The organism is Streptomyces sp. NPDC050315, assembly GCF_040655775.1.
Taxonomy (GTDB): Bacteria; Actinomycetota; Actinomycetes; order Streptomycetales; family Streptomycetaceae; genus Streptomyces.
Map to the genome: position 1 here is coordinate 121,309 of NZ_JBFAKN010000013.1, position 23,899 is coordinate 145,207.

The 23,899-nt window shown below is 69.3% G+C and carries 28 protein-coding genes, 1 tRNA gene and 1 riboswitch; of the genes, 20 read left to right on the top strand and 9 right to left on the bottom strand.

All coding sequences use genetic code 11. From position 1 onward, the window contains the following. Positions 1–48 precede the first annotated feature (48 nt). The 7 genes from clpS (at position 49) to AB0I82_RS34495 (ending at position 4,950) form a co-directional block, all read left to right on the top strand. Positions 49–360, top strand: a complete 312-nt coding sequence (gene clpS / locus AB0I82_RS34465) for an ATP-dependent Clp protease adapter ClpS (protein WP_031063234.1) — start codon at positions 49–51, stop codon at positions 358–360. Beyond that, entirely contained in the window at positions 360–962 is a 603-nt protein-coding gene (locus AB0I82_RS34470) for a DUF2017 domain-containing protein (RefSeq protein ID WP_363261422.1), read from the top strand. The genes clpS and AB0I82_RS34470 overlap by 1 nt, the downstream gene beginning before the upstream one ends. 341 nt (positions 963–1,303) lie before the next feature. Further along, positions 1,304–2,755, top strand: a complete 1,452-nt coding sequence (locus AB0I82_RS34475) for an amino acid permease (RefSeq protein WP_363261423.1) — start codon at positions 1,304–1,306, stop codon at positions 2,753–2,755. A 92-nt stretch (positions 2,756–2,847) separates the two neighbouring features. Beyond that, on the top strand, positions 2,848–3,282 hold the full coding sequence (locus AB0I82_RS34480; protein WP_030250248.1) for a M67 family metallopeptidase: 435 nt from the start codon (positions 2,848–2,850) through the stop codon (positions 3,280–3,282). 149 nt (positions 3,283–3,431) lie between these two features. After that, positions 3,432–3,545 carry a putative leader peptide gene (locus tag AB0I82_RS34485; RefSeq protein WP_342668106.1) on the top strand — a complete coding sequence of 38 codons (114 nt, stop codon included), beginning with the start codon at positions 3,432–3,434 and terminating at the stop codon, positions 3,543–3,545. 176 nt (positions 3,546–3,721) lie between these two features. Beyond that, positions 3,722–4,000 carry a MoaD/ThiS family protein gene (locus AB0I82_RS34490; protein WP_363261424.1) on the top strand — a complete coding sequence of 93 codons (279 nt, stop codon included), beginning with the start codon at positions 3,722–3,724 and terminating at the stop codon, positions 3,998–4,000. Next, positions 4,000–4,950, top strand: coding sequence for a cysteine synthase (locus AB0I82_RS34495; RefSeq protein WP_363261425.1), 951 nt, complete (start codon positions 4,000–4,002; stop codon positions 4,948–4,950). Before AB0I82_RS34490 ends, AB0I82_RS34495 begins: the two co-directional genes overlap by 1 nt. 60 nt (positions 4,951–5,010) lie before the next feature. On the opposite strand, the gene AB0I82_RS34500 is transcribed toward AB0I82_RS34495, so the two are convergent. Beyond that, on the bottom strand, positions 5,011–5,448 hold the full coding sequence (locus AB0I82_RS34500; protein ID WP_363261426.1) for a type II toxin-antitoxin system PemK/MazF family toxin: 438 nt from the start codon (positions 5,446–5,448) through the stop codon (positions 5,011–5,013). Positions 5,449–5,681: 233 nt separating this feature from the next. On the opposite strand from AB0I82_RS34500, the gene AB0I82_RS34505 reads away from it, so the two are divergent. Continuing rightward, positions 5,682–6,434, top strand: coding sequence for an MBL fold metallo-hydrolase (locus AB0I82_RS34505; RefSeq protein ID WP_363261427.1), 753 nt, complete (start codon positions 5,682–5,684; stop codon positions 6,432–6,434). Between the two features lie 69 nt (positions 6,435–6,503). Here AB0I82_RS34505 and AB0I82_RS34510 read toward each other — a convergent pair whose 3' ends face one another. Both AB0I82_RS34510 and AB0I82_RS34515 read right to left on the bottom strand, forming a co-directional pair. Then, on the bottom strand, positions 6,504–7,757 hold the full coding sequence (locus AB0I82_RS34510) for a PTS transporter subunit EIIC (RefSeq protein ID WP_363261428.1): 1,254 nt from the start codon (positions 7,755–7,757) through the stop codon (positions 6,504–6,506). A 254-nt stretch (positions 7,758–8,011) separates the two neighbouring features. Continuing rightward, positions 8,012–9,322, bottom strand: coding sequence for a PTS transporter subunit EIIC (locus tag AB0I82_RS34515; protein ID WP_363261429.1), 1,311 nt, complete (start codon positions 9,320–9,322; stop codon positions 8,012–8,014). Between the two features lie 227 nt (positions 9,323–9,549). Between AB0I82_RS34515 and AB0I82_RS34520 the strand changes: the two genes are divergently transcribed. From AB0I82_RS34520 to rdgB, 5 genes are all read left to right on the top strand, one after another. Beyond that, positions 9,550–9,783, top strand: a complete 234-nt coding sequence (locus AB0I82_RS34520) for a PTS glucose/sucrose transporter subunit IIB (protein ID WP_030250235.1) — start codon at positions 9,550–9,552, stop codon at positions 9,781–9,783. A gap of 115 nt (positions 9,784–9,898) precedes the next feature. Further along, a complete protein-coding gene (rph, locus tag AB0I82_RS34525) occupies positions 9,899–10,630 on the top strand; it encodes a ribonuclease PH (protein WP_363261430.1) in 732 nt (243 codons plus the stop codon). Positions 10,631–10,794: 164 nt separating this feature from the next. Further along, positions 10,795–10,956 carry an SCO1431 family membrane protein gene (locus AB0I82_RS34530; protein WP_363261431.1) on the top strand — a complete coding sequence of 54 codons (162 nt, stop codon included), beginning with the start codon at positions 10,795–10,797 and terminating at the stop codon, positions 10,954–10,956. Between the two features lie 104 nt (positions 10,957–11,060). After that, positions 11,061–11,468 carry a hypothetical protein gene (locus tag AB0I82_RS34535; protein ID WP_363261432.1) on the top strand — a complete coding sequence of 136 codons (408 nt, stop codon included), beginning with the start codon at positions 11,061–11,063 and terminating at the stop codon, positions 11,466–11,468. 263 nt (positions 11,469–11,731) lie between these two features. Beyond that, complete coding sequence (gene rdgB, locus AB0I82_RS34540; RefSeq protein ID WP_363261433.1) at positions 11,732–12,340, top strand: RdgB/HAM1 family non-canonical purine NTP pyrophosphatase; 609 nt, start codon at positions 11,732–11,734, stop codon at positions 12,338–12,340. Positions 12,341–12,390: 50 nt separating this feature from the next. On the opposite strand, the gene AB0I82_RS34545 is transcribed toward rdgB, so the two are convergent. From AB0I82_RS34545 to bcp, 5 genes are all read right to left on the bottom strand, one after another. After that, a tRNA-Leu gene (locus AB0I82_RS34545) sits at positions 12,391–12,465 on the bottom strand. 7 nt (positions 12,466–12,472) lie between these two features. Next, a complete protein-coding gene (locus tag AB0I82_RS34550) occupies positions 12,473–13,162 on the bottom strand; it encodes an HNH endonuclease signature motif containing protein (RefSeq protein WP_363261434.1) in 690 nt (229 codons plus the stop codon). Then, a complete protein-coding gene (locus tag AB0I82_RS34555) occupies positions 13,159–13,809 on the bottom strand; it encodes an HNH endonuclease signature motif containing protein (RefSeq protein WP_363261436.1) in 651 nt (216 codons plus the stop codon). The genes AB0I82_RS34550 and AB0I82_RS34555 overlap by 4 nt, the downstream gene beginning before the upstream one ends. Positions 13,810–13,970: 161 nt before the next feature. Beyond that, positions 13,971–15,440, bottom strand: a complete 1,470-nt coding sequence (locus tag AB0I82_RS34560) for an MFS transporter (protein WP_363261454.1) — start codon at positions 15,438–15,440, stop codon at positions 13,971–13,973. 372 nt (positions 15,441–15,812) lie between these two features. Further along, positions 15,813–16,280: a thioredoxin-dependent thiol peroxidase gene (bcp, locus tag AB0I82_RS34565; RefSeq protein WP_030250220.1), complete on the bottom strand. Its 468-nt coding sequence runs from the start codon at positions 16,278–16,280 to the stop codon at positions 15,813–15,815. Between the two features lie 218 nt (positions 16,281–16,498). Between bcp and AB0I82_RS34570 the strand changes: the two genes are divergently transcribed. From AB0I82_RS34570 to AB0I82_RS34580, 3 genes are all read left to right on the top strand, one after another. Further along, complete coding sequence (locus AB0I82_RS34570) at positions 16,499–16,819, top strand: DUF3618 domain-containing protein (protein ID WP_363261437.1); 321 nt, start codon at positions 16,499–16,501, stop codon at positions 16,817–16,819. A 165-nt stretch (positions 16,820–16,984) separates the two neighbouring features. Continuing rightward, complete coding sequence (locus AB0I82_RS34575) at positions 16,985–17,287, top strand: co-chaperone GroES (RefSeq protein ID WP_019711573.1); 303 nt, start codon at positions 16,985–16,987, stop codon at positions 17,285–17,287. 164 nt (positions 17,288–17,451) lie between these two features. After that, positions 17,452–17,517, top strand: a riboswitch (guanidine-III (ykkC-III) riboswitch). 46 nt (positions 17,518–17,563) lie between these two features. Beyond that, positions 17,564–17,884 (top strand): multidrug efflux SMR transporter, encoded by a 321-nt coding sequence (locus tag AB0I82_RS34580; RefSeq protein WP_363261438.1) that lies wholly within the window; start codon positions 17,564–17,566, stop codon positions 17,882–17,884. A gap of 57 nt (positions 17,885–17,941) precedes the next feature. Here the strand turns inward: AB0I82_RS34580 and AB0I82_RS34585 are convergent, their stop codons facing one another. Next, positions 17,942–20,236, bottom strand: a complete 2,295-nt coding sequence (locus AB0I82_RS34585) for a transglycosylase domain-containing protein (protein WP_363261439.1) — start codon at positions 20,234–20,236, stop codon at positions 17,942–17,944. A gap of 310 nt (positions 20,237–20,546) precedes the next feature. Here AB0I82_RS34585 and AB0I82_RS34590 point away from each other — a divergent pair, with 310 nt between their 5' ends. The 4 genes from AB0I82_RS34590 to AB0I82_RS34605 all read left to right on the top strand — a co-directional run bounded on the left by AB0I82_RS34590 (position 20,547) and on the right by AB0I82_RS34605 (position 23,876). After that, entirely contained in the window at positions 20,547–21,350 is an 804-nt protein-coding gene (locus AB0I82_RS34590; RefSeq protein ID WP_363261440.1) for an ABC-2 family transporter protein, read from the top strand. Positions 21,351–21,411: 61 nt separating this feature from the next. Then, positions 21,412–22,176: an ABC transporter permease gene (locus AB0I82_RS34595; protein WP_363261455.1), complete on the top strand. Its 765-nt coding sequence runs from the start codon at positions 21,412–21,414 to the stop codon at positions 22,174–22,176. A gap of 2 nt (positions 22,177–22,178) precedes the next feature. After that, complete coding sequence (locus AB0I82_RS34600; RefSeq protein WP_363261441.1) at positions 22,179–23,141, top strand: ATP-binding cassette domain-containing protein; 963 nt, start codon at positions 22,179–22,181, stop codon at positions 23,139–23,141. 36 nt (positions 23,142–23,177) lie between these two features. Continuing rightward, positions 23,178–23,876 carry a DUF1707 domain-containing protein gene (locus AB0I82_RS34605; RefSeq protein WP_363261442.1) on the top strand — a complete coding sequence of 233 codons (699 nt, stop codon included), beginning with the start codon at positions 23,178–23,180 and terminating at the stop codon, positions 23,874–23,876. Positions 23,877–23,899 lie beyond the last annotated feature (23 nt).

Sequence of the window (23,899 nt, forward strand, 5' to 3'; positions counted from 1 at the left end):
GACGATTTCCCCGGGTCGTTTGTGCGTGTGCCCCTCGCGGGTGGCAGCATGGGACCCGTGAGTGTCGCACCGACGGAGATCGAACGTCCTGAAACGACCGAGGCGCCTTTCGAGGTGCCCGAACCCGACGTCCCCTGGGTCACCGTCGTCCACAATGACCCCGTCAATCTCATGAGTTACGTGACCTACGTGTTCCAGGCGTACTTCGGGTACTCCAAGGAGAAGGCACGCAAGCTCATGCTCGACGTCCACCGGAAGGGCCGCGCGATCGTGTCCAGCGGCACCCGCGAAGAAATGGAGCGCGACGTGCAGGCGATGCACGGCTACGGCCTCTGGGCGACCCTCACGCAGGACCGCTGATGGCCGGCCACTTCGAAGCCCTGCCCGGCGGCGGCGCGACGGCCGCCTTCGACGAGGTCGAGATCTCCATCCTGCGCAGCCTGGCCGTCCAGCTGATGGAGCTGGTCGGCCCCGGCGACGAGCCCGCCGAGGGCGAGGACCCGCTGGACGCGCTCTTCGCCGAGGGGCCCAGCGAGCCGCCGTCCGACCCGGCGCTGGCCCGGCTCTTCCCCGACGCCTACGGCGGCCCGGACCACGTGCCGGACGACGACGCGCGCACCGCCTCGGCGGAGTTCCGCCGCTTCACGGAGAACGACCTGCGGACCCGCAAGCGCGAGGACGCCCTCGCGGTGGTCCGCTCCCTGGACGCGCTGTCCGCCGAGGGCGGCAAGGGCTCCGAGGACGCGGTGCTGCGGCTCAAGCCGGACGAGTCCCAGCAGTGGCTGGGCGCGCTGAACGACCTGCGGCTGGCGATCGGCACCCGGCTGGACGTCAGCGACGAGGACGACGGCAGCGAGCTGCTCGGCCTGCCGGACGAGGATCCGCGCAAGCCGATGGCGATGGCGTACCTGTGGCTCGGCGGACTCCAGGAGAGCCTGATCGAAACGCTGATGCCCGAGTAGCGGACCAGCGGTTTTGTGACCCGGACGGTACGCCCGATTACTTACGGAGACGCGTTCGCTCAACGGACAATCAAATCCGGATAACGATCGCATCACTGCTGCGCCCGACCTTCCTGCGCCTTTTGAATTTTGTCCGCTTTTCCCTGCCGTGCCCTACGGTGTCCCGGTAGTGCATCCCCAGTGGTCGTGGTAAAAACTCTCGACCTGCCGTAGGTGACGCCACCCTTGTCGCCGCGGGAGCGCTACGCCGGCCGACCGTTGGCGATGCAGGACTCCATCCGGGGGGATCGGGACCCGATCCGGAACAGACCGGGTCGGAATGGAGAAAGGCGCACCACAACATGACCTCAGTGCAGGTCGACAATCAGCACGGCGTCACCGACGCCGCGGGATCTGCCCCGGAAGAGGGCTATCAGCGCGGTCTGGGAAACCGGCAGATCCAGATGATCGCCATTGGTGGCGCCATCGGAACGGGCCTGTTCCTCGGAGCGGGCAAAGCGATCTCCAAGGCCGGGCCGAGCATCATCCTCGCCTACGCCATCGTCGGGCTCGTCATCTTTTTCATCATGCGCGCCCTGGGCGAGCTGCTCATGTACCGCCCGGTGTCCGGCTCCTTCTCGGAGTACGCCCGTGAGTTCCTCGGCCCCTTCACGGGCTTTGTGACCGGCTGGACGTACTGGCTCTTCTGGGTCGTCACCGGCATCACGGAAGTCACGGCGGCCGCGACATACGTCCATTACTGGAACGACGGCATCCCGCAATGGGTGTCGGCCCTGGTCTTCACCGTCGCGCTCTTCGGTATCAATCTGATCTCCGTGAAGCTCTTCGGTGAGCTGGAGTTCTGGTTCTCCATGGTCAAGGTCACCGCCATCATCGGCATGATCCTGATCGGCCTCGGCGTGATCATCCTCGGCTTCTCCGACGCCGGCGACACCGCCTCCTTCACGCTTCTCTGGTCCGACGGCGGGTTCTTCCCCAAGGGCATCGGCGGCACGCTGATGACGCTGCAGATCGTGATGTTCGCCTTCCTCGCCGTCGAGCTCGTGGGCGTCACCGCGGGCGAGGCCACCGACCCGAAGAAGGTCCTGCCCAAGGCCATCAACACCGTGCCGTGGCGGATCGGCCTCTTCTACATCGGCTCGCTGATCATCATCCTGTCGGTCGTCCCCTGGTCCGTCTTCGAGCCGGGCGTCAGCCCCTTCGTCGCGGCTTTCGCCAAGATCGGCCTGCCGGCCGGCGCCGGCATCGTGAACTTCGTCGTGCTCACCGCGGCGCTGTCCTCCTGCAACTCCGGCATGTACTCCACCGGCCGGATGCTGCGCGACCTCTCGCTCAACGGCCAGGGCCCGAAGATCTTCACCTACCTCAGCAAGAACGGCCTGCCCACCCGCGGCACCGCGGTCTCGGTGGCCATGATGATGGTCGGCGTCTGGATCAACTACCAGTGGCCGGGCGAAGCCTTCAACTACGTCGTCTCCTTCGCCACCATCTCCGGCATGTGGGCCTGGATCGTCATCCTGCTCTCGCAGCTGCGCTACCGGGCCAAGGCCAAGCGCGGCCTGCTGCCGCAGTCGGAGTTCAAGGCCCCCGGCGCGCCGTACACCTCGATCTTCGCGCTGGCCTTCATCGCCATGGTCATCGTGATGATGGGCATCGACCCGGACACCCGGATCTCGCTGTACGCGGCGCCCATCTGGGCCGCGATACTGGGTATCGGCTACCTCGTCATCAAGCGCCGGAACCCCAATGTCTTCGCGGCGCAGAGCCCCGTCGACACCACGAAGAAGGACTGACCCAGCCGGGCGGCTACCGCCCGCTGTCCAGCATCCGGGCCCGTACGTATCACTTGGTGGTACGTACGGGCCCGATGCTTATTCTTGAGCCCATGCTGACCATCACCCGGGCTCTTTACGACCAGATCGTCGAGCACGCGCGCAAGGACCACCCCGACGAGGCGTGCGGGGTCCTGGCGGGCCCGACGCCGGCGCCCGCCGACGGCCGCCCCGAGCGGTTCATCCCGATGCTGAACGCGGCACGCTCGCCCACGTTCTACGAATTCGACTCCACCGACCTGCTCAAGCTCTACCGCGAGCTGGACGACCGGGACGAGGAGCCCGTCGTCATCTACCACTCGCACACCGCGACCGAGGCGTACCCGTCCCGTACGGACGTCTCGTACGCGAACGAGCCGAACGCGCACTATGTCCTGGTCTCCACCGCGGACACCGACGACGCGGGCCCGTTCCAGTTCCGCTCCTACCGGATCGTGGACGGTGTGATCACCGAAGAAGAGGTCGAGGTCGTCGACGCGTACGCGTGACACCCGTCACCTCTTTCCCGTGCTCGGCCCCGGCGGCGCAGGGTCCGCCGGGGCGTCCCGATTGGCCGCATCCCACATGGTGTGCACCGTCCGTCCGCATCCCGAGACCGGGTTCCAGTACCCGGACCGGGAATCGATACGATGACCGCATGGTTGACCACGACGTGAGCGAGAAGACGCCGAGCTTGCTGCTCGTTGCGCGGCTGCACGTCGACCTGTGCCGCCTCGCCAGCGCGATGTGTCCGCGCCGCGCAGCCGGCTGACCGGTTCCGCCTGCCCGCACGACAGGCGCCCGGCCGAGACGGCCGGCGGGCTGAACGTACGCCCCGCCCGCGTCCCAGGACGCCTCGCCCGACGCGCCCCGCAGCGGCGCACTCCCGACTCGCTCTCCGGCCCCTTTCCGGGAAGCGTCCCAGCCAGCCGAAACAGGAGCATCCTCATGGCCATCGAGGTCCGAATCCCGACCATCCTGCGCACCCACACCGACGGCCAGAAGGCCGTGGAAGGCAGCGGCGACACCCTCGGCGAGCTCTTCGACGACCTGGAGACCCGGCACGCCGGCATCAAGGAGCGCCTGGTCGACGGCGGGCAGCTGCGTCGCTTCGTCAACGTCTACCTGAACGACGAGGACGTCCGCTTCCTCGACGGCATCACCACGAAGGTCGCCGACGGCGACAGCGTGACGATCCTTCCCGCCGTCGCCGGCGGCATGCGCTGATGCGGTACGACAGCCCGCTCGCCGCGGTCGGCAACACCCCCCTGGTGCGCCTGCCGCGGCTGTCGCCCGCCGACGACGTACGGATCTGGGCCAAGCTGGAGGACCGCAACCCCACCGGCTCCGTCAAGGACCGCCCCGCGCTGCACATGATCGAGCAGGCGGAGAAGGACGGCCGGCTCACCCCCGGCTGCACCATCCTGGAGCCCACCAGCGGCAACACCGGCATCTCGCTCGCCATGGCGGCCAAGCTCAAGGGCTACCGCATCGTGTGCGTCATGCCGGAGAACACCTCCCGGGAGCGCCGCGAGCTGCTCGCCATGTGGGGCGCGGAGATCATCTCCAGCCCGGCGGCCGGCGGCTCCAACACCGCCGTACGCGTCGCCAAGGAACTCTCGGCCGAGCACCCCGACTGGGTGATGCTGTACCAGTACGGCAACCCGGACAACGCGGGCGCGCACTACGCCACCACCGGCCCCGAGATCCTCGCGGACCTGCCCTCCGTCACCCACTTCGTGGCGGGCCTGGGCACCACCGGCACCCTCATGGGCGTCGGCCGCTACCTGCGCGAGCACGTACCCGGCGTCAACATCGTGGCCGCCGAGCCGCGCTACGACGACGTCGTCTACGGCCTGCGCAACCTCGACGAGGGCTTCATCCCGGAGCTCTACGACGAGTCCGTGCTGACCACCCGCTACTCCGTCGGCTCGGCGGACGCGGTGCGCCGCACCCGTGAACTCCTCGCGGAGGAAGGCATTTTCGCGGGCGTCTCCACCGGCGCCGCGCTGCACGCCGCGATCGGCGTCGCGAAGAAGGCCCTCAAGGCCGGCGAGAGCGCCGACGTGGTGTTCGTCGTCGCCGACGGCGGCTGGAAGTACCTCTCCACCGGCGTCTACACCGCAGAGAGCACCGAAGCGGCCATCGAGACGCTGCACGGCCAGCTCTGGGCGTGACACCACCTGCTTCATGAAGGCGCCCGGCCACAGCGGCCGGGCGCCTTCCCGTTCACCGGGCTATCGGGCCAGATGCCGGACCTGGTCCCACAGCAGCGGGTCCGCCGTGCCCGCGCGGCGCCGGAAGTCGGCCACCGCGACCTCCCGCAGCTCGTCCGTCTCCAGGAAGCTCGGCCGGCCCTGCGCGTCGCCCACCGTCCCGGGCCGCAGCGGGATCACCCCGGGCCGCTCGTCGTGGTACCGGCTGGTGATCTTCGCGACCAGCGCGGACCGGCCCCGCACGGCCAGCACCAGGCACGGACGGTCCTTCGCGGCCGCCGTGTCCTCGTACGGCACCGCCGCCCACCAGATCTCGCCCGGCTCGGGCGCCGCAAGCCCCGTCTCCCGCCGCCTGCCGCGCCGCGGGCCCCGGTCCGAGCGGGCCCGCCCGTCGACAAGCGCCACGACCAGCGCCAGTACCACCACGGCCAGCACCGCCGGCCACCATGAGGTGTCCATGCCGCCTCCTCGCGCGTCGTCCACCGGACCGTACCCCGGACCACCCGCGCCCGCCCCAAAGGCCCACCCGGACTGGTGATTCCGCCCACAGCTCGCCCCGCTGGAGGAGCCACCGGCCCTTTCGCGCCTTACCCTCGTGGGCACTGCAACGACTGGTACGGACCGGCCGAGCACGGCCCAAGCCCCGCATGGACCCGCCGCACCGCCCCCCGCCCACGGAGGTTCACGCCCCTATGAAGCTCACTGTCGTCGGTTGCTCGGGGTCGTTCCCTTCGACGGAATCGGCCTGTTCGAGCTACCTCTTGGAGGCCGACGGCTTCAGGCTGCTCATCGACATGGGCAACGGTGCCCTCGGCGAGCTGCAGCGCCACTGCGGTCTCTACGACCTCGACGCGGTACTCCTCTCCCACCTGCACGCCGACCACTGCATCGACCTCTGCGGATACTTCGTCGTGCGCTACTACCGCCCCGACGGCGGCCGCTGCGCCCCGATGCCGGTCTACGGCCCGGCCGGTACGGAGCGCCGCCTCACCGCCGCCCACGCCGACCTGCCCACCGACGACGCCATGAGCGAGGTCTTCGACTTCCGCACGCTGGCCCCCGGCACCTTCACCGTGGGCCCCTTCACGATCCGTACGGAGCAGGTCAGCCACCCCGTGGAGGCGTACGGCTTCCGCATCGAGCACGGCGGCCGGTCGCTCACGTACTCCGGCGACACCGGCGTCTGCGACTCGCTGGACACCCTCGCCGCGGACACCGACTTCTTCCTGTGCGAGGCGTCCTTCACGCACGGCAAGGAAGACATCCCCGACCTGCACCTCAACGGCCGCGAGGCGGGCGAGCACGCGGCCCGCGCCCGGGCCGGCCGGCTGGTCCTCACCCACATCCCCCCGTGGACCGACCCCGGCATCAACCTCCGCGACGCGCAGGAGGTCTTCAACGGCCCGGTGGAGGTCGCCAAGGCGGGCGCGGTCTACGAGATCTGACGCCCTGTACAGGACGAGGCCCCCGGAACCGTACGGCTCCGGGGGCCTCGCGTCAGTACGGGCGGGATCTCACGCCTTCGTGAGGTCCTCGACCTCCTCCTCGGGCTCGCGGCCCGGGGTGGTGAGGTTGAACTTGGTGATCGCGAAGCGGAAGAGCACGTAGTAGATCACCGCGAAGACCAGACCGATCGGGATGATCAGCCACGGCTTGGTGGCGAGGTTCCAGTTCAGTACGTAGTCGATGAAGCCCGCGGAGAACGTGAAGCCGTCGTGCACGCCGAGCGCCCAGGTGACGGCCATCGACACGGCGGTCAGCACCGCGTGGATCGCGTACAGCACCGGCGCGATGAACATGAACGTGAACTCGATCGGCTCGGTGATGCCGCAGACGAACGAGGTCAGGCCGAGCGAGATCATCATGCCCAGGACGGCCTTGCGGCGCTCCGGGCGCGCGGTGTGCGCGATGGCCAGCGCGGCGGCCGGCAGGCCGAACATCATGATCGGGAAGAAGCCGGACATGAACTGCCCGGCGCTCGGGTCGCCCGCGAAGAAGCGGCCGATGTCGCCGTGCACGACCTTGCCGGCCGCGTCGGTGAAGTCACCGAGCTGGAACCACGAGACGGTGTTCACGAACTGGTGCATGCCGATCGGGATCAGCGCGCGGTTGATCAGGCCGAAGAGGCCCGCGCCGACCGCGCCGAGACCGGTCATCCACTCGCCGAAGCCGGAGATCGCTTCGCCGATCGGCTCCCAGATCAGGGTGAAGAGCACGCCGACCGCGGTGCCGACGAAGGCCATGATGATCGGGACCAGCCGGCGGCCGTTGAAGAAGCCCAGCCAGTCCACCAGCTTCGTACGGTGGAAGCGCTGCCACAGGACCGCGGCCAGCAGGCCCATGATGATGCCGCCGAGGACGCCGGGGTTGTTGACGACCGGCTCGACCCACTTGCCCTTGTCGACGTGGCCTTCCTCGACGGGGAATGCCTTGAGGACGTTGCTGTAGACCAGGAAGCCGACCAGGGCGGCCAGCGCGGTGGAGCCATCGGCCTTCTTCGCGAAGCCGATGGCCACGCCTATGCAGAACAGCAGCGGCAGGTTGTCGAAGACCGCACCGCCCGCGGCGGCGAAGACCTTCGACACGTCGATCCAGCCCAGGCCGTCCTTGCCGAAGACATCGGGCTGGCCGAGCCGGTTGAGGATGCCCGCTGCGGGCAGGACGGCGATCGGCAGCTGGAGGCTGCGACCGATCTTCTGCAGGCCCTGCAACAGACCCGCTCCCCGCTTCTTCGCGGGTGCCGCCTTGCCGGCGGTGGCCGTACTCATCGGATTCCTCCTGGTGAGGCGGGCTCGGGGAATAGGGCAGCCCGCTAGTCTGGTCTACACCACTGAGTGGTTTAGACCATACTTAGCATGTCGTCACCGCATAAAGGAATCCGTTCCTCCCGATCGTTACGGCGGCACGCGGAACGGCTCCGGAATCCATTATTCCGGAGCCGTTTTCCGACCACGCAGGGGCGTTCCCCGACCACGCAGGGCAGTCCTCTTCCCAGGCCGCTTCCCTGGACTGCTTCCCCGGGCTACTTCACGTTCTGCTCCTCCATGGCATCGCCCACTTCCTCCGGCTCGCGCCCCGGAGTCGCCAGATCCCACTTGGTGATCACGAAGCGGAAGAGCGCGTAATAGACCACCGCGAAACACAGCCCGATCACAATGATCAGCCACGGCTTGGTCGCCAGGCTCCAGTTGATGACGTAGTCGATCAGACCCGCCGAGAAACTGAACCCGTCGTGCACCCCCAGCGACCAGGTCACCGCCATCGACACACCCGTCAGCACCGCGTGCAGTACATACAGCACCGGCGCCACGAAGAGGAACGAGTACTCGATCGGCTCGGTGATCCCCGTGACGAACGACGTCAGACCGACCGACAGCATCATGCCCGCGATCTCCTTGCGGCGGTGCCGCTTCGCACAGTGCGTGATCGCCAGCGCCGCCGCCGGCAGCGCGAACATCATGATCGGGAAGAACCCGGACGTGAACTGACCCGCACTCGGATCGCCCGCCAGGAACCGGTTGATGTCACCGTGCACCACCGTCCCGTCCGGCTTCGTGAAGTCGCCGAACTGGAACCACATGAACGTATTCAGGAACTGGTGCATGCCGATCACCAGCAGCGCACGGTTCGCCACACCGAAGATCCCGGAACCCGTCGCCCCCAGATCCACCATCCACTTGCTGAAACTGGTCAGCGCGTCACCGATCGGCGGCCACACGAACAGACACACCACCGCGAAGAGCAGCGCCACGAACGACATGATGATCGGCACCAGCCGGCGGCCGTTGAAGAAGCCCAGCCAGTCCACCAGCTTCGTACGGTGGTACCGCTGCCAGAACCACGCCGACAGCAGCCCGATCACAATGCCGCCGAACACCCCCGGGTTCTGATACCCGGCCGGCGTCCCCGTCCCGTCCTTCGCCACGCACGCGCCGCCCAGCGGCCCGCCGCTCACGAACGTCGCGCCGCTCGCGCAGTCCTCCGGGAACTGGTGCAGCACGAAGTAGTACACGAGGAAACCCGCGACCGCCGCCAGCGCCGTCGACCCGTCCGCCTTCTTCGCCATGCCGATCGCAACGCCCACACAGAACAGCAGCGGCAGCCCCAGCGAGGAGTCCAGCAGCGCCTGACCGGCACCCGCGAACACCTTCGCCACGTCGTCCCAGCCCGCACCGTCCGCGCCGAACACATCCGGCTGCCCGAGCCGGTTCAGGATGCCCGCCGCCGGCAGCACCGCGATCGGCAGCTGCAGGCTGCGCCCCATCTTCTGCAGGCCCTGGAACAGCCCGCCGCCCCACTTCCTCCTCGGCGCCGCCGCCGCGTCCGAACTCATCCGCATCCTCCCGGCCGCCGGCCTTCGCGACGGCCGACTCGTGCTTGCCGCATACTGGTGGTGTAGACCATTCGTAGTGGCGCTACGGGGCCTCCCGGAGGCAACTCCGGGTGGTCGCCATCATTCGCCAGGCAACGGACATACGCCCGTCCAACAGGGCTGAACGTGCGTTACCGTGTGGAATCCTTCGGCACAACCGCCGACGGCCGAGACAAGCAGGAGTGGACATGGCCAGCAAGGCTGAGAAGATCGTCGCCGGGCTCGGCGGCCTCGACAACATCGAAGAGGTCGAAGGCTGCATCACCCGTCTCCGCACCGAGGTCGTCGACCCCTCCCTCGTCGACGAGGCCGCGCTCAAGGCCGCCGGCGCGCACGGCGTCGTGAAGATGGGCACCGCCATCCAGGTCGTCATCGGCACCGACGCCGACCCGATCGCCGCCGACATCGAAGACATGATGTGAGCATCGCGCATCGAACTGCGATGTGAGCTGAGCCCCCGGCTCCCACCCGAGGCCCCTTTCGTGCGTACCTACGCACCGGAACGGGGCCTTCGGCATTCCCGATAGGGTCGTCCCCATGTCTCGTATCGACGGCCGCACCCCCGAACAGCTCCGCCCCGTCACCATCCAGCGCGGATGGAGCAAGCACGCCGAGGGCTCCGTCCTCATCTCCTTCGGCGACACCAAGGTCTTCTGCACCGCCTCCGTCACCGAAGGCGTACCGCGCTGGCGCAAGGGCAGCGGCGAGGGCTGGGTCACCGCCGAGTACTCCATGCTCCCGCGCTCCACCAACACCCGCGGCGACCGCGAATCCGTCCGCGGCAAGATCGGCGGCCGTACCCACGAGATCTCCCGCCTCATCGGCCGCTCGCTCCGCGCCGTCATCGACTACAAGGCCCTCGGCGAGAACACCATCGTCCTGGACTGCGACGTCCTCCAGGCCGACGGCGGCACCCGCACCGCCGCGATCACCGGCGCATACGTCGCCCTCGCCGACGCCGTCACCTGGGCCCAGGGCAAGAAGCTCATCAAGGCCGGCCGCAAGCCGCTCACCGGCACCGTCTCCGCCGTCTCCGTCGGCATCGTCGACGGCACGCCGCTCCTCGACCTCTGCTACGAGGAGGACGTCCGCGCCGAGACCGACATGAACGTCGTCTGCACCGGCGACGGCCGCTTCGTCGAGGTCCAGGGCACCGCCGAGGCCGAGCCCTTCGCCCGCGACGAGCTCAACGCCCTCCTGGACCTGGCCGTCACCGGCTGCACGGACCTGGACAAGGCCCAGCGCGAGACGCTCGCCGCGACGCTGTGACGCGGGCGCGCTCTGCCGGTGATCTGTGAGGTTCCCCTCGTGGGGCGTGCATCTCTAGGAATGCACGTGCCACCGGCGCAAGGTGGGACGTGCGCCCGTACCGCTTACCGCGAGGTAGCCGGGCGCGCGTCCACCAGCACCCCACGACGAGGAACCGCACCGTCATGTCTGCTGAAGCCGCTGCCGCCGCCCTCGATGAGCCCACCGCCCGCACCGGCGGCCCCAAGGACGACTCGCCGTGGATGGAACACGTCCTCGGCTGGACCCTCGTCGTCGTCCTCGCAATGTTCCTGACCCAGACCGGCCTCATCACCGGACTTTCCTGACGATAAGCCGCAACCGCGGCGCCGTCGGCAACCAAATCCACTCGCCACGCGTTCCTCTCTTTACCTGTTCCTTTACCTGTTCATTGCAAAGAGAGGGCCCGTCCATGTCCGCACACCGCTCCGTCCGTCGCCGAACGGCTGTGACCGCCGCCTCCGCCGTGGCCGCCATCGCCCTGGCCGTTCCCGTCCTCACCGGCTGCGGAGCCGTCCAGACGGCCATGGACTGCGCACAGACCGCCACCGCCGTCGGGAAGAACGTCGACGAGCTCCAGCAGGCGTTCTCCGGCGGCGCCGAGAACCCGGCCGAGGCTCAGCAGGCCCTCGACAAGATCGACAAGAACCTCGACGAGCTCGGCGACCAGAGCGACAACGCCGACCTCGGCAAGGCCGTCGACGACCTCTCCCGCGGCGTCAAGGACGCCCAGCAGGCCCTCGACCAGGGCAGGACCCCCGACACGGCCCCCATCGAATCCGCCGCCTCGGAAATGACCAAGATCTGCACGCCGGGCTGAGAACGGGGCACGAGGGGCGGCCCGCCCGAGGGGGCGGCCGCCCCACCGGGCGGGCCGCCCGCTGAGGGGGTGTCGGCCGCCCCACCGGGCGACGGGTCGCCCGCCGACCGAGGCGGCCGCGCTCCGTCGGGCGAGCCGGCCGCCGCAGCGGGGCGTCACCCGCCCGCCGACCGAGGCGGCCGCGCCCGACCGGAGAGTACGGCCCGCCGGGCGCTGGCGGGGCCCGCTCACGTCATGCGATCCGACCGGGATAATCGCTCACCATGAAGCACCAGCGCCTGATCCTCGCCACCCGCAACGCCGGCAAAATCACCGAACTCCGCGCCATCCTCGCGGCGGCCGACCTCGACATCGAGCTGGTCGGCGCCGACGCGTACCCGGACGTCCCCGACGTGAAGGAAACCGGCGTCACCTTCGCCGAGAACGCCCTTCTGAAGGCCCACGCCCTCGCCCAGGCCACCGGCCACCCCGCCGTCGCCGACGACTCCGGCCTCTGCGTGAACGTACTCGGCGGCGCCCCCGGCATCTTCTCCGCCCGCTGGGCCGGCCGCCACGGCGACGACCAGGCCAACCTGGACCTCCTCCTCGCCCAGCTCTCCGACATCGCCGACGAACACCGCGCCGCCCACTTCGCCTGCGCCGCGGCCCTCGCCCTCCCCGACGGCACGGAACGCGTAGTCGAAGGCAAGCTGGAAGGCACCCTCCGCCACCACCCCGCCGGCACCGGCGGCTTCGGCTACGACCCGATCCTCCAGCCCCACGGCGAAACCCGAACCTGCGCCGAACTGACGGCCGACGAGAAGAACGCCATCAGCCACCGAGGCAAGGCCTTCCGAGCGCTGGCGCCGGTGGTCAGGGAACTGCTGGGCTGACCCCCAAACGGCTCGGTCGTCTCCTCGCACGAGGAGACGACCGAATGCGGTGGGCCCGGTGGGACTCGAACCCACGACACACCGGACCTAAACCGGCGTCCTCTTGCCAGCTGGGATACGGGCCCGCGCCGCCTACTGTACTGGGTCCGGTTTGGGGCGGTGGGCACCGCGGCGCCAATCACCTCCCCTGCACCAGGTGCTGGTGATCGCATGGCAGTTGGGGCAGAGCAGCCGCAGGTTCTCGGCCCGGTCGTCGCTCCAATCGCCGTTGATGTGGTCGACCTCCAGCGTCATGGGGCGCCCGTGCCACGAAGGGGGCGTGCCGCACCGGTCGCACAGTTCCGCCACCTCGATCTGCCGCAGAGCCCGGCGAAGCATCGCCGATTTCGTTCGCCGTCGGCCGTCATGCTTCACCAGGATCTGCTCGGCCGTCTTAATGGGTGTCGTGCCTGGCTTGCCTCGCTGATGGCTTTGTCCGAGGAAGTGCGACGTATCGAGTGCTCCTTCGGAGATCCAGCGGTGGAGCAACCTCCGGGTGACAGTGTTGTCGGCCATGTCGAGCCTGCGCAGAACCTCCGCCAGGGAGACCGACGCAGATATGACCTGCGGCAGCGTGTCGGGAGGTTCGGTGGCATATCTCGTGTACTTGCGACGGGGGAAGTGCGACACGTCGATGCCGAAATGGTCGAAGCGCTGCAGCAGGTAGCGGCGCAGCCGTTCGTAGGGGCGAGTGCCGAAATGGGCGATGACTTCGTCGATGTCTGCGCAGGACTCGGCCGCTTCGGTCAGCCGCTCTCGCGTGTATTTGATTCCGCCGCTCATGCCGAGCCCCTCCGGCCCTTGTTCCGGCCTCGGTAGGTGTCGGTGGCCGAGTGGCAGTTCGGGCAGAGGAAGCGCAGGTTCTCCGGGCGGTTGTCGCGCCAGTCGCTGTTGACGTGGTCGACCTCCAGCGGTAGCGGCTCGCCCTGCCAGGTCGGGCCGATTCCGCACAGGGTGCAGCGTTCGTCCGCGCCGTGGGCCAGGAGGGCGCGCCTCAGCCGTTGCGCGGGCACTCGGCGCGCGTTGGCCGGGTCCTGCTTCCTCAGCAGTTCGCCCCGCGCGCGGCGCCGGCGTGCGTCTGACCCGGTGTGCGGCTTTTCGCTGAAGTGCGACGTGTCGATCCCCAACGCCCGTATCCGGCGGCTGATGTGGGTGTGGTGGCCGCCGACGACGTCGAGGCCCAGTTGGCGGAGGACCTCGCACATGTTGGTCGAGGAAGCCACGGCCGCTTGGAGGGCTTCTTTCGTCCAGCGGGTGCCCTCCGGTTCGAAATGGGAGGTGTCTACGCCCAGGGCTTTCATGCGGGTGTGCAGGTAGCGGCGCGATGGGCCCTTCGGGTCCACGCCGAGTTTGCGTAAGGCTTCCGAGAGAGTGTGGGAGGCGGCCGCGGCTTCGGAGAGGCGGGCGTGGGTGTACGGGCTGGTGGGCATGGAGTCCCCCGTTCAGCGGCCACCGTTGTGAGCGGCCGAATGTTCTGGTGTCGAACGGGACAACGAGCGTCGCCGGGCGGGGGTTACGCAGGGTGATGGACAGGAATGAAGAATCCCCCGATCGGGTGATCGGGGGATTCAGGGCGGGGCTCAGCGCCTGGTCAGAAGCGCGGCTCCGAGGTTTGGGCGGAGACCAGTTCGACGGCTTCTTCGTGGGTGGCTACTGAGGGTGGGGAGCCTTCCAGGGGCTGTTGGGCGGTTTCCTTCATGAAGAGGACGGCGATGACGCCGATGAGGGCCGCGCCCATGGCGTAGTACGCCGGGACCATCTCGTTGCCGTTGAAGGCGCCCATCAGGGCGGTGATGACCAGGGGGGTCGTGCCGCCGAAGAGGGACGTGGAGAGGTTGTAGCCGATGGAGAGGGAGCCGTAGCGGACGTTGGTCGGGAAGAGGGCCGGGAGGGCCGCCGACATCGTGCCGAGGAGGCAGACCAGGGAGAAGCCCATCAGCAGCATGCCGACGGAGACGAACAGCAGGCTGCCGTTCTTGACCAGCAGGAAGGACGGGATGGAGAGGACGAAGAAGCCGAGCATGCCGGTCATCAGCAGCGGCTTGCGGCCGAAGCGGTCGTTGAGGCGGCCGACGTAGTTGATGACCAGCATCAGGACGACCATGGTGCCGAGCAGCACCAGCAGGCCGTGCGACTCCTTGTAGTGGAGGGTGTCGGTCAGGTACGTCGGCATGTAGGAGAGGAGCATGTAGTCGGTGATGTTGTAGGCACCGACCAGGCAGATGCAGAGGATGAGCGCGGGCCACTGCTGGGAGAAGATCTCGCCGAGCTTCTTCTTGGGGGCGTTCTCGGAGAGGTGGGAGAACTCGGCCTCTTCGTCGGCGAGGGAGCCGGTGGGGCTGTGCGTCTCGGCGGCCTCCAGCTTCTGGAAGGCCGGGGTCTCGTCGAGCTTCATTCGCAGGTAGAGACCGACGATGCCGAGGGGGCCCGCGACGAGGAAGGGCAGCCGCCAGCCCCAGTCGCTCATGGCCTCGGAGCCCAGGAGAGTGTTCAGGAGCAGGACCAGGCCGGCCGCGCCGGTGTACCCGGCGAGGGTGCCGAACTCCAGGAAGCTGCCGAAGTAGCCGCGCTTCTTGTCGGGCGCGTACTCGGCGATGAAGGTCGAGGCGCCGCCGTACTCGCCGCCCGTCGAGAAGCCCTGGACCAGCCGGAAGAGGATCAGCAGGACCGGCGCCCAGACGCCGATGGTGGCGTACGACGGGATGAGACCGATGGCGAAGGTGCCGACGGCCATCATGATCATGGTGAAGGCGAGGACCTTCTTGCGGCCGATGCGGTCGCCGAGCGGGCCGAAGTACGCGCCGCCGATGGGCCGTACGAGGAAGGCCACGGCGAAGGTCGCGAACGAGGACAGCAGGCTCGCGGTGTCGCTGCCGCTGGGGAAGAAGACGTGGCCGATCGTGACCGCGAGGTAGCTGTAGATGCCGAAGTCGAACCACTCCATCGCATTACCGACGGCGGCGGCCTTGACGGCGCGCTTCACGACCTTTTCGTCGGTGATGGTGATGTCGGTGCGGCGGAGTTTGGGATTCCGGCGGCGGGCAACGGCGCGGAAGAGCATGCGGTGGCGCCTGACTGCCTCCCGATCCAGCTCGGTCCCGGAGGCGGCATCGGTACTGCCGGTCGGCACGAGTGCGGTCCTCTCGCTCGGTCGGTCCGCGCACTGCGCGGTGGGCTCGTTTCGAAAGGGGCGCCTGCGCGGATAGGGAGCCGGTCAAACCACTTTGAAGGCAGAACGCGAGATTCGTCACTCGGTGTGGGCCGTTTAGGGCGGGTGTGTGGGGATTGAAACGCCGGAAAGGCCGGGGGAGTCGGAAAAGCCGGGGAAGCCGGAAAGGCGGATCCGGAGAAGCCGGAAAGGGCGGAAAAGGCGGAGCGGCCTGTCGCCGGGGTGCCCCCCCGGCGACAGGCCGCCGCACAGCCCTTGCAGCCCTTACAGCCCCAGGTCCTTGATGATCTTGGCGACGTGGCCGGTGGCCTTGACGTTGTACAGGGCGCGCTCGACCTTGCCCTCCTCGTCGACGATGACGGTGGAGCGGATCACGCCGGTGACCGTCTTGCCGTAGAGCTTCTTCTCGCCGAAGGCGCCGTACGCCTCTAGGACGCTCTTGTCGGGGTCACCGAGGAGGGTGACCTTCAGCTCCTCCTTCTCGCGGAACTTCGCGAGCTTCTCCGGCTTGTCGGGGGAGATGCCGATGACGTCGAAGCCGTGGCCGGCCAGGAAGTCGAGGTTGTCGGTGAAGTCGCAGGCCTGCTTCGTGCAGCCGGGGGTCAGGGCCGCGGGGTAGAAGTAGACGATGACCTTGCGGCCCTTGTGGTCGGCGAGCGAGACCTGCTTGCCGTCCGCGTCGGGGAGGGTGAAGGCGGGGGCGGTGTCGCCGGGCTGCAGTCGCTCGCTCATGGCTCTCCTCAGGAGTGGGGACGAAGAAGTGTTCTGTCCCGAGGTTACTGAGGGCCGCTGACAGGCCCTTACGCCATCGGCCGGTTCGCCTCTTTGTACGCCGCGTCGGCGGGTTGATCGGGGGTGCCGTGGAGCGGGACGGGTGGGGAGCTGACAGACTGTCCGTCAGGAACCATCGAAGAACTGTATTCACCGGCCGAAACGACGGAGGCAGCGCGGTGTCGGATGCCAGGACCCCTGCGCAGATCGAGGCGGACATTCTCCGCCGGCGGCAGGAGCTCGCCGTGACGCTCGACGAGATCGGCGTGCGGCTGCACCCCAAGACGATCGTCGGCGACGCGAAGGCGAAGGCGGCGGCGGCCGTGGACCGTACGGCCGGGCGGGCGTACGTGGTGGCGAACCGAGCGGTCTCCGACGTCCGCGCGCAGCTCGTGTCGGAGGACGGCGCGCCGCGGATGGAGCGGATCGTGCCGGTGGCGCTGGTCGCGGTGGGTCTGGTGGGGCTGATCGCGATGAGCGCGCGCAAGCGTCGGTCGTAGGCACTGGTCGTAGGCACCGGTCGCAGGCACTGTCGTAGGCGCCGGTCCCAGGCGCCGCGGGGGTTTACCTGCCGGGCCGGGGCTCGGCTCGTGGCTCGGGGCAGGTACGGTCTTGGCGTGAGCCCGAACAACACTCAGGACAGCCACGACAAGCTGCCGATCCGGATGCTGCACGACCGGGTGCTCGTCCGTACCGATATCGCCGAGGGCGAGCGGCGCTCGACCGGCGGCATCGTCATCCCCGCGACGGCGGCGGTGGGCCGCCGGCTGGCGTGGGCCGAGGTCGTCGCGGTGGGGCAGAACGTCCGTACCGTCGAGCCGGGGGACCGGGTGCTGTACGACCCGGAGGACCGTGCCGAGGTGGAGGTGCGCGGCGTCGCGTACGTACTGATGCGGGAGCGCGATCTGCACGCGGTGGCGGCGGAGCGCCTGGAGGGCGCCGAGGACTCCACCGGGCTGTACCTCTGACCCGGGACCGCTGCACCGGGACCGCTGACCCGGGACCTCTGCACCGAGACCCCCGAGACCCCCGAGACGCCCGGGACGCCCGGGACCTCTGACCCGGGCCGAGGGGCCTGACCTGTACAAATACCCCTGCGGGCGGTGACCGGCGTCACCGCCCGTTCCGCCATGGCTTGCTATGGTCGAAGACATCCCGACGAGACGCGCCGTACCGGGTCATGACAAGACGACGCACCCCCTGTAGATGCGCGCACGCGTGTGCGCTGGTCCTGGAGGTGCCTCATGGCATGGGTACTGCTGCTCGTCGCCGGTCTGCTGGAGGTCGGCTGGTCGATCGGGATGAAGTTCACCGAGGGGTTCACCCGGCTCTGGCCGAGCCTGTTCACGGGCGCGGGCATCATCGCGAGCATGGCCCTGCTGTCGTACGCGGCGAAGACGCTGCCGATCGGTACGGCGTACGGCGTGTGGGTGGGCATAGGTGCCGCCGGTGCGGCGGTGGTGGGCATGTTGGTGCTGGGTGAGCCGGCGACCGCGGCCCGGATCTTCTTCATCTGTCTGCTGCTGGTGGCCGTCGTGGGCCTGAAGGCGACCTCCGGGCACTGAGCGCACGAACAACAGCGAGACCCCGGTGGCCGCGTGGCCACCGGGGTCTCGTACGTCCTAGTGCTGTCCCGGCGGTGTGTCCGGCGCCCCGCCCGGCCCTCCGCCGTCCGGTTCCACCGTCGGGAAGTCCTCGGTGGGTGCCGTGGTGGGCGGCGGCTCGGACGGGAAGGTGGGCTCCGGCGGTTCGACGGTGGTGGGCGGCGCGGTGGTCGGCGGGAGCGTGGCCGTGGGCGGGGTCTCGGCCGGGGTGCTGGGCGCCCCGGTGTCGCCGCCCGGGGTGGTGGCAGGCGCGGTGGCCGTGGGCGCCGGTTCGGTGGCGCCGCTCTCCAGCTCCAGGTCGAAGTCCTCGACGGGCTTGCCCTCCAGCGCGGCCGCGGTGTAGTCGGCCCAGATCTCGGCGGGGAAGCCGCCGCCGTTGACGCGGGGCAGGCCGCCCGCGCCGTACAGCGGTTCCTGTGCCGCGGTCTTGGGGTTCTGGCCCAGTACGGCGATGACGGTGGCCAGGTCGGGGGTGTACCCGGCGAACCAGGCGGCCTTGTCCTCCTCGGCGGTGCCGGTCTTGCCGGCGGCGGGACGCCCTGCGGCCTGGGCCGCGGCGCCGGTGCCGCCGGGGCTCTCGACGACGCTGCGCAGGATGGAGGTGGTGGTGTCGGCGGCCTCGCGGGGCATCGCGCTCTGCTCGGGCCGGTCGGGCAGGGAGAGGTTCTCGCCGTTCTTGGTGATCTTCTGGATGAACGTGTACGGGACGCGCTTGCCGTGGTTGGCGAGGGTGGCGTACGCGCCGGTCATCTGCAGCACGCTGGGCGTGGCGGTACCGAGCGAGATCGCGCCCTGGGACTCGGCGAGCCCGGGGGTCTGCTCGGGGATGCCGAGGTCGACGGCGGTTTCCCGGACCTTGTCGGGGCCGACGTCGATGCCCATCTGGGCGTAGACGGCGTTGACGGACTTGTCGGTGGCCTCGCTGACGGTGATCTGGCCGTAGCTCTTGTCGTCCTCGTTGGCGGGGGCGAAGCCGGTGGGCTGTCCGTCGCTGATCGTCATCCGCTTGTTGGTGCCGTCGTAGACGGTCTGCGGGGTGATCGTCTGGCCGTCCTGGGTGGTGGCGTGGTTGGCGACGGCGGAGGCGAAGACGAAGGGCTTGAAGGTGGAGCCGACCTGGTAGTCGGCGCGGGTGGCGCCGTTGACGAACTGCTGGGCGTAGTCGATGCCGCCGTACATGGCGACGACCTTGCCGGTGGCGGGGTCGATGGAGGCGCCGCCGGCCCGGACGTTCTTGTCGGCGTCACGGTTCTTCTTGTCGAGCCGGTCCATCAGGCGGTCGTCGACGGCCTTTTCGAGGGCGAGCTGCTTCTTCTTGTCGATGGTGGTGGTGATGCGGTAGCCGCCGCCGGCCAGGTCGTCTTTGTCGAGGATGTCGTTCTCGGTGAGGTAGTCCTTGATGGCGTTGACGAAGTAGCCGCGGCGGCCGGCGAGGCCGGAGGGGGTCTTGGCCACGCCGGGCGGGTCGAACTTTATGGCGGCGCGCTGGGAGCCGGTGAGCCAGCCCTTCTTGACCATGCCGTCCATGACGTAGTTCCAGCGGGCCTCGGCGCGCCCCCGGTTCTCGGGGTGGACGACGACGTCGTACTCGCTGGGGGCATTCAGGAGGGTGGCCAAGTAGGCGCCCTGAGCGACGTTCAGGTCCTCGACGTCCTTGTTGTAGTACGCCTGGGCCGCGGCCTGGATGCCGTAGGCGTTGCGGCCGTAGTAGCTGGTGTTGAGGTAGCCCTCCAGGATTTCGTCCTTGCTCACCTCGCGGTCCAGCTTGATGGCGATGAAGAACTCCTTGGCCTTGCGGGTGATCGTCTGTTCCTGGCCGAGGTAGTAGTTCTTGACGTACTGCTGGGTGATGGTGGAGCCGGACTGTTTGCCCTTGCCGATGACGGTGTTCCAGGCGGCGCGGATCATGGCGACGGGGTTGACCGCGGACTCGCTGTAGAAGTTGCGGTCCTCGGCGGCGAGCACGGCGTGCTGGACCTTTTTGGGGATCTGGTCGAGCTTGACGTTCTCGCGGTTCACCTCGCCGTCGCGGGCGAGCTGGGTGCCGTCGGTGAAGAGGAAGACGTTGCTCTGGGCCTTGGCGGCCTGGTTGGCGGGCGGGATGCCGACGAGGAGGTAGCCGGCGAGGAAGCCGCCGACGATGATCAGCAGGATCACCAGGATGCCGCCGAGGGTCATGCGCCAGGTGGGCACGGCGCGGCGCCAGCCGGTGCGTCGTGGGCGGCCGTTCTGTTCGGGGGGTGGTGCGGTGCCCGGTTCGTCTCCCGGGGAACCGTTACTTCCCTGGCCGTCCTGCTGCGGATCGTCGTTCATGTCAGTACTGACTCCTCGGCCGCCGCCGATGGTTGTGCTGCGGCGGGATCGGTGTCGTCACGGGCGATTAGCGCCCTACGCCAAGAAAAGGCTTTATCTTTCGAAAAGAAACTGTCGCCCGATAAGAAACTGTCGCATCATGCGTTCCAGGCCCAGAGGGTGGCACGCACATGTGACCGGTCTGTGACCGGCCGAATGGGTTCTCTGCCTCACCGGCACGAGTGATAAACGCGTGGTGCTTCCCGTCCGTCGGCGCTAGCGTCGGGTGTTTTGGCACCGGACGGCGGGGGGCGGGGCAATGGGCGGAGCCGTGGCACTGTACGCGGCCGTCGCGCGGGGCGGTTTCCGGCGGTACGCCACGTATCGCACCGCCACCCTCGCGGGCGTCTTCACCAACACCGTCTTCGGCTGCATCATCGCCTACACCTACCAGGCACTCTGGCACGAGCGGCCGCACCTGGGCGGGTACGACCAGGCGCAGGCGCTGACCTTCGTGTGGGTCGGTCAGGCGCTGCTGGCGACCGTCGCGTTGACCATGGGCGGCGGTTTCCACGAGGAGCTGCAGGAGCGTGTCCGCAGCGGCGACATCGCGGTGGACCTGTACCGCCCGGCCGACCTGCAACTGTGGTGGCTCGCCGCCGATCTGGGCCGGGCCGGCTGTCAGCTGCTGGGCCGCGGGGTGCTGCCGATGGTGGTCGGTGCGATGGCCTTCGACCTCGCGCTGCCCGCCTCCCCGCTGCTGTGGGCCGCGTTCCTGGCGTCGGTGGCGCTGGCGGTGACGGTCAGCTTCGCGCTGCGCTACCTGGTCGCGCTGTCCGCGTTCTGGCTGCTGGACAGCTCGGGGGTGGCCGTACTGAGCGGGCTGGCCGCGATGTTCTTCTCCGGGACGCTGCTGCCGCTGCGGGTCTTCCCCGGGACGTTCGGCGAGGTCGTACGGGCGCTGCCGTGGTCCTCGGCGCACCAGGTGCCGGCCGATGTGCTGCTGGGGCGGTACCCGGGCCTCGGACTGCTGGGCGCGCTGGCGTTCCAGGCGGGCTGGGCGGCGGTGCTGCTGGCGGCGGGCCGGCTGGTGCAGGCCGCGGCCACCCGGAAGGTGGTGGTGCAGGGTGGCTGAGTCCTTCGGGCGGGCCGCGTCGGTGCGGCACGGCGTACGGGCGTACCTGCTGATCGTAGCGATGTGGGTCCGGTCCACACTCACCTACCGGGCGTCGTTTGTGATCATGGCCGTCGGCAATGCCGCGGGCAGTGGCCTGGAGTTCGTGGCGATCCTTCTGATGTTCTCGCACATCGACGAACTCGGCGGCTTCGGGCTGCCCGAAGTTGCCCTGCTGTACGGTGCGTCGGCCACCGCGCTGGGCCTGGCGGACCTGCTGCTGGGCAATGTGGAGCGGCTCGGCAGCCGGGTGCGCGACGGCACGCTGGACGTCCTGCTGGTGCGCCCGGCGCCGGTGTACGTACAGGTGGCCGCCGACCGCTTCGCGCTGCGCCGCATCGGGCGTCCCCTGCAGGCCCTGGCGGTACTGGGCTGGGCGCTGACCCGCGTTCAGGTGGACTGGTCGCCGGGCCGGGTGGTGCTGGTCGTGGCGATGCTGCTGAGCGGCGCGGCCATCTTCGGCGCGATCTTCACGCTCGGCGCGGCTTTCCAGTTCTGGGCCCAGGATGCCGCCCAGGTGCAGAACTCCTTCACATATGGCGGAAACCAGATGCTGCAGTACCCGCCCACCGTCTTCGCCAGAGAGCTGGTCCGCGGCGCCACCTTCGTCATCCCGCTGGCCTTCGTGAACTGGCTGCCGGCCCTGCGCCTCCTGGGCCGCGACGACCCGCTGGGCCTGCCGGGATGGGTGGACTTCCTGGGGCCCGTGGTGGCCGCGGTGTTGTGCGGGGGCGCGGCGCTGGCGTGGCGGGCGGGGCTGCGCGGTTACCGGAGCACGGGGAGCTGAAAGTGGCGCAATTCATTGAACTGGACGGGGTGGAGAAGGTCTTCCAGGTGCGGCGCAAGGCGGGCCGGCTGCGGCGTACCAAGCACGAGGTGCGGGCCGTGGACGGCATCTCCTTCGCCGTCGGGCGCGGCGAGATGGTGGGCTACATCGGGCCGAACGGCGCGGGGAAGTCCACCACCATCAAGATGCTGACGGGCATCCTCGTGCCCAGCGCGGGCCGCATCCGGGTGGCGGGAATCGATCCCTCCCGCGAACGCACCGGGCTGGCCCGCCGGATGGGCGTGGTCTTCGGGCAGCGCACGACCCTGTGGTGGGACCTGCCGCTGCGGGACTCCTACGAGCTGGTGCGGCGGATGTACCGGGTGCCGTACGACACGTACCGCAAGAACCTCGACCGGTGCGTGGAGCTGCTGGACCTCGGCCCGCTGCTGGCGGCGCCGGTGCGGCAGCTCTCGCTGGGGCAGCGGATGCGCGGGGACATCGCGGCGGCGCTGCTGCACGACCCGGAGGTGCTGTACCTGGACGAGCCGACGATCGGCCTCGATGTGATCAGCAAGGCGCGGGTGCGGGACTTCCTGCGCGAAGTGAACGCCTCGCTCGGCACGACCGTGCTGCTCACCACCCACGACCTCACCGACATCGAGCAGCTGTGCCGCCGGGTGATGGTGATCGACCACGGGCGTCTGGTGTACGACGGCGGGCTCGCGGGGCTGCACGAGGTGGGGGAGAGCGAGCGGATGCTCGTGGTGGACCTGGCGCGGGAGATGGCGCCGATCGAGGGCGTGCCGGGCGCGCGGACGGTGAAGGTGGAGGGGCCGCGGCAGTGGCTGGCGTTCCCGGCGGCGCAGAGCGCGGCGCCGGTGGTGGCGGCGGTCGCGGAGCGCTGGCCGCTGGTGGATCTGTCGGTACGGGAGCCGGACATCGAGGACGTGATCGCACGGATGTACACGGGCCGCGCCGAATGAGGACCGAACGGCCGGTTCGCCTCTTACGCTGTCGGTATGAATGACGAACTCCCCGAGCTGCGGGCCTCGGACGCCGACCGGGACCGGGTCGCCGAGGTGCTGCGGGACGCGCTGGCCGAGGGGCGGTTGGGGATGGAGGAATTCGACGAGCGGCTGGAGGCGGCGTACGCGGCGCGTACGTACGGCGAGTTGGTGCCGCTGACGGCGGATCTGCCGGCGGCGGCCGGGCGTGCCGAGCCGGTGCTGCCGGTGGCCGGGCGCGGGGACGGGACGTCGTGGCCGGAGCGGATCGTGGGCAGTGAGGGCAGTTCCTCGGCCGGTATCGCGATCATGAGCGGGTTCCAGCGGACCGGCCGGTGGACCATCGGTCGGCGCTTCACCGCGTTCGCGTTCTGGGGCGGCGGCGAGATCGACCTGCGGGAGGCGCGGTTCGCGGACCGCGAGGTGGTCGTCAACTGCGTCGCGATCATGGGCGGGGTGCACATCGTCGTACCGCCGGGCGTCGAGGTCGAGGTGCGCGGCATCGGCATCATGGGCGGCTTCGACCACAGCCTGTCGGGCGAGCCGGGCGAGCCCGGGGCGCCCCGGGTGATCGTGACGGGCCTGGCGTTCTGGGGCGGCGTCGGCGTGGAGCGGAAGGTCACCAGGGCGGAGAAGCAGCGCCTGAAGGCCGAGCGCCGCGAGCGCAGGGCCGTGGAGAAGGACGAGAAACGGCGGCGCAAGGAGCTGGACTAGCAGCCCCGCGCGCCGCCGTACCG